The following is a 3,354-nucleotide window of genomic DNA, read 5'->3' as shown; positions in this document are numbered from 1 at the left end:
TTGATGATTTTTTTGATGATTTACTGAAACGTGTTCAGTGCAAGGTTATTATTTAAAGAATGGAATTGTTAATGGATATTTATATTTTTCTCCATTGGATGCTTTTACTGCGGCATATATAATTAGTACAAATTCAAATATTTTTAGAAACATAAAAAGTACAAAAGCTACAATTGCTGCTCCTATTAAAGTTGTGATTTTTTGATTTCTGAATCCATCAAAGTCAAGATGAAAATTATTGAAGGACATGTTTGTCCCTAATAAATCTACAAATCCATAAATCATTAAAGGCAACGATATTGCTATTAAAATTAAACTATAAGCAAACATACTTAGTTGAAAATTCAAAATTTGTTTTCCGTTGAAATCTACAAATTCAGAATCATTTTTCTTTGCACTCCATATAATTATTGGTGCAATAAAATTTCCTAATGGAAAAAAGTATTGAGCAAAGGAACTCAAATGTGTTACTGATGCAATTGTTCTTTCGTTAGCTGGTGTCATGTTTAATTGATTTTTGATTGATGATTAAAACTCAAAACTAACAATACTATAGATAGCTTATTAATTTCTTATACAAAGATACAACCAAAAAAAGGTATTATGCATTACAAAGTACTTAATTTTAACAATTATTTAACAAATAACATTTACTAGTTATGCATACTATTTTTTGTATATTTACAACAAAATCAATACTTCATGGAATTTTCACCAGCAAAATTGAATACTTTTTTATTCTTTAAATTACCTTCTGCATTTTGGTGCGGTGTAAGAGTTAAAGAAATATCCGACAAAAAATGTATAGCAACTGTTAAACATCGATGGTTTAATCAAAATCCGTTTAATTCAATGTATTTTGCAGTGCAAGCAATGGCTGCCGAACTTACAACTGGAGCTTTAGTAATGTATCAAATTAAAAAAAGCAAGAAAAACATTTCGATGCTAGTTGCCAATAACAAATGTAATTTTACTAAAAAAGCCAAAGGAAGAATAACTTTTACTTGCAATGATGGTCATCTTATAGAAGAAGCGATACAAAAAACAATAGCAACTGGAGATGGAGTAACGTTATGGTTAAAATCGATTGGAGTTGATGAAAAAGGTGATCAAGTTTCGGAAATGGATTTCGAATGGAGTGTTCGCATCAAATAATAAATCATTTTATAATTCTTTTAACTTTGATTTTTATATTTTTGAACTTAATACATTTTTAAAATGAAAAAAACGATATTCCTATTCACATTACTTTTTGCAACAACATTTGCTTTTGCACAAAAGAAAGAAAAAGTTAAAGGATCTAAAATAGTAACCACAGAAATAAAAAAAATTGAGGATTTCACATCTATTGAAGTTCTAGATAATGTAGAAGTTTTTCTAACAAAAGGCACCGAATGTGGTTTAGAAATTGAAGCCGATGATAATCTTCACGAAGCAATCGACATTGTTTTAAACGGCTCAACATTACGAATAGCTACTTTAAAAAATGCGTTCGGATTCAAGAAATTGAGTATTAGAATAACTTATAAAGATGATTTTAAATCGGTTACAGTTAGAAATGAAGCAACTATTACTGCATTATCTGAAATAGAATTAGAGGCAATTACATTTAAAACATACGATTCGTCAAAATTATTTGTGAATTCAAAATCAAAAGAGTTTACTTTAATAATGGATGATAGATCGAAAGCCGAATTAAATTCGAAAGCCGATAAAACGACTATAACTTTGAGTAAGACTGCAAAATTAAAAGCTTTACTGACTTCAAAAGACTTAACGTTTGACATGTACCAAAAATCGGAGAGTGAAATTGAAGGCGATGTACAAAATTTAAAACTTCGTTTAGATAACAATGCCAAGTTTACAGGTAAAAAATTGACTTCAAGAAATGCAGAAGTAATAAGCGAAGCATACACTAACGCTAGTTTAAATGTAAGTGAAAATTTAATTTTAGAAGCTTCAGGAAAATCAGAAATTGAAGTTTATGGAGATCAAAAAATTGATTTAAAACGATTTGTGGACAATGCGGTTTTAATGAAAAAACCAACAAAATAAAGAACTAGCCGAATTTATAATTCGGCTTTTTTTTGCTCAATCATGAACTATTATATAATAAAAAAAGTCTCTTCAAATAAATGAAAAGACTTTTGTCGGGGTGGCAGGATTCGAACCTGCGGCCTCCTGCTCCCAAAGCAGGCGCGATAACCGGGCTACGCTACACCCCGAAAGCGAGTGCAAAGATAGTATTAAAAATTACTTCTCAAAATCTTTTTTACACAATAATTAAAATTTATAATTATATAGTTTTTTGTCAAGTACTTTACATTAAAATATTTTAATAAAAACTTACCTTTGCAGTTCTAAAAAACAAACATACTATGTCAGATACAATAGAAAAAGTAAAATGCTTAATAATAGGTTCTGGTCCAGCTGGATATACAGCAGCAATTTATGCAGCTAGAGCTAATATGAATCCGGTTTTATACCAAGGAACACAACCTGGTGGACAATTAACAACCACTAATGAAGTAGAAAACTGGCCTGGAAATCCTGAAGGAATTACTGGTCCGCAAATGATGGTTGGAATTGAAGAACAAGCCAAACGTTTTGGAACTGATGTTCGTGATGGTTGGGCTACAAAAGTAGATTTCTCTGGAGATATTCATAAAGTGTGGATTAATGACACTAAAGAAATTCACTGTGAAACTGTAATTATTTCAACAGGTGCAACGGCTAAATATTTAGGTTTGCCATCTGAGCAACATTATTTAAATACTGGTGGTGGTGTTTCTGCTTGTGCGGTTTGCGACGGGTTTTTCTACAGAAATCAAGAAGTTGTAATTGTTGGCGCAGGTGATTCTGCTTGTGAAGAAGCGCATTATTTATCTAAATTGTGTAAAAAAGTTACGATGTTGGTGAGAAGTGAGAAATTTAGAGCTTCTAAAATCATGGAACAACGTGTAAGAAATACTGAGAATATCACAATTTTAATGAACCACGACACGGTTGAAGTTCTTGGTGACGGACAAGTTGTAACTAGTGTAAAAGCTTTAAACAAAACTACAAACGAAGAACTTGAAATTCCTGCAACTGGATTTTTCGTAGCGATTGGTCACAAACCAAATACAGATATTTTTAAAGACTATTTAACACTAGACGAAACTGGTTATATTGTCAATATTCCTGGAACGTCTAAAACTAATGTAGCTGGAGTTTTTGTTGGTGGCGATGCTGCCGATCACGTTTACAGACAAGCAATTACTGCTGCTGGAACTGGTTGTATGGCTGCTTTGGATGCTGAAAGATATTTGGGTGATAAAGAAGAAAATTTTTTCAACCAACGAAGAAAACACA

General features: G+C 31.1%; 4 protein-coding genes and 1 tRNA gene. 3 read left to right on the top strand and 2 right to left on the bottom strand.

All coding sequences use genetic code 11. The features are described 5' to 3' along the window. Positions 1-48: 48 nt before the first annotated feature. On the bottom strand, positions 49-504 hold the full coding sequence (locus DIU01_RS11205) for a DUF4870 domain-containing protein (protein WP_290834474.1): 456 nt from the start codon (positions 502-504) through the stop codon (positions 49-51). Between the two features lie 198 nt (positions 505-702). On the opposite strand from DIU01_RS11205, the gene DIU01_RS11200 reads away from it, so the two are divergent. Together DIU01_RS11200 and DIU01_RS11195 are read left to right on the top strand one after the other, a co-directional pair. Then, the gene (locus DIU01_RS11200; protein WP_290834473.1) at positions 703-1,155 is read left to right on the top strand and encodes a DUF4442 domain-containing protein; all 453 of its coding nucleotides are present in this window, start codon (positions 703-705) and stop codon (positions 1,153-1,155) included. A 63-nt stretch (positions 1,156-1,218) separates the two neighbouring features. Beyond that, positions 1,219-2,055 carry a DUF2807 domain-containing protein gene (locus DIU01_RS11195; protein ID WP_290834472.1) on the top strand — a complete coding sequence of 279 codons (837 nt, stop codon included), beginning with the start codon at positions 1,219-1,221 and terminating at the stop codon, positions 2,053-2,055. A gap of 95 nt (positions 2,056-2,150) precedes the next feature. On the opposite strand, the gene DIU01_RS11190 is transcribed toward DIU01_RS11195, so the two are convergent. After that, positions 2,151-2,225: transfer RNA gene (locus tag DIU01_RS11190), tRNA-Pro, on the bottom strand. A gap of 153 nt (positions 2,226-2,378) precedes the next feature. Between DIU01_RS11190 and trxB the strand changes: the two genes are divergently transcribed. Then, positions 2,379-3,354, top strand: a 976-nt coding sequence (gene trxB / locus DIU01_RS11185) for a thioredoxin-disulfide reductase (RefSeq protein ID WP_290834470.1), incomplete at its 3' end; no start/stop codon positions are given.

Origin of the sequence: Flavobacterium sp., assembly GCF_003525665.1 — a bacterium.
GTDB lineage: Bacteria > Bacteroidota > Bacteroidia > Flavobacteriales > Flavobacteriaceae > Flavobacterium.
The sequence above is the reverse complement of the archived record's forward strand: the minus strand, read 5'-3'. Positions and strand labels throughout refer to the sequence as shown.

Coding starts and splice junctions, on each gene's coding strand:
- DIU01_RS11205 (WP_290834474.1), bottom strand. CDS start 504: ATGACACCAGCTAACGAAAGAACAATTGCATCAGTAACACATTTGAGT.
- DIU01_RS11200 (WP_290834473.1), top strand. CDS start 703: ATGGAATTTTCACCAGCAAAATTGAATACTTTTTTATTCTTTAAATTA.
- DIU01_RS11195 (WP_290834472.1), top strand. CDS start 1,219: ATGAAAAAAACGATATTCCTATTCACATTACTTTTTGCAACAACATTT.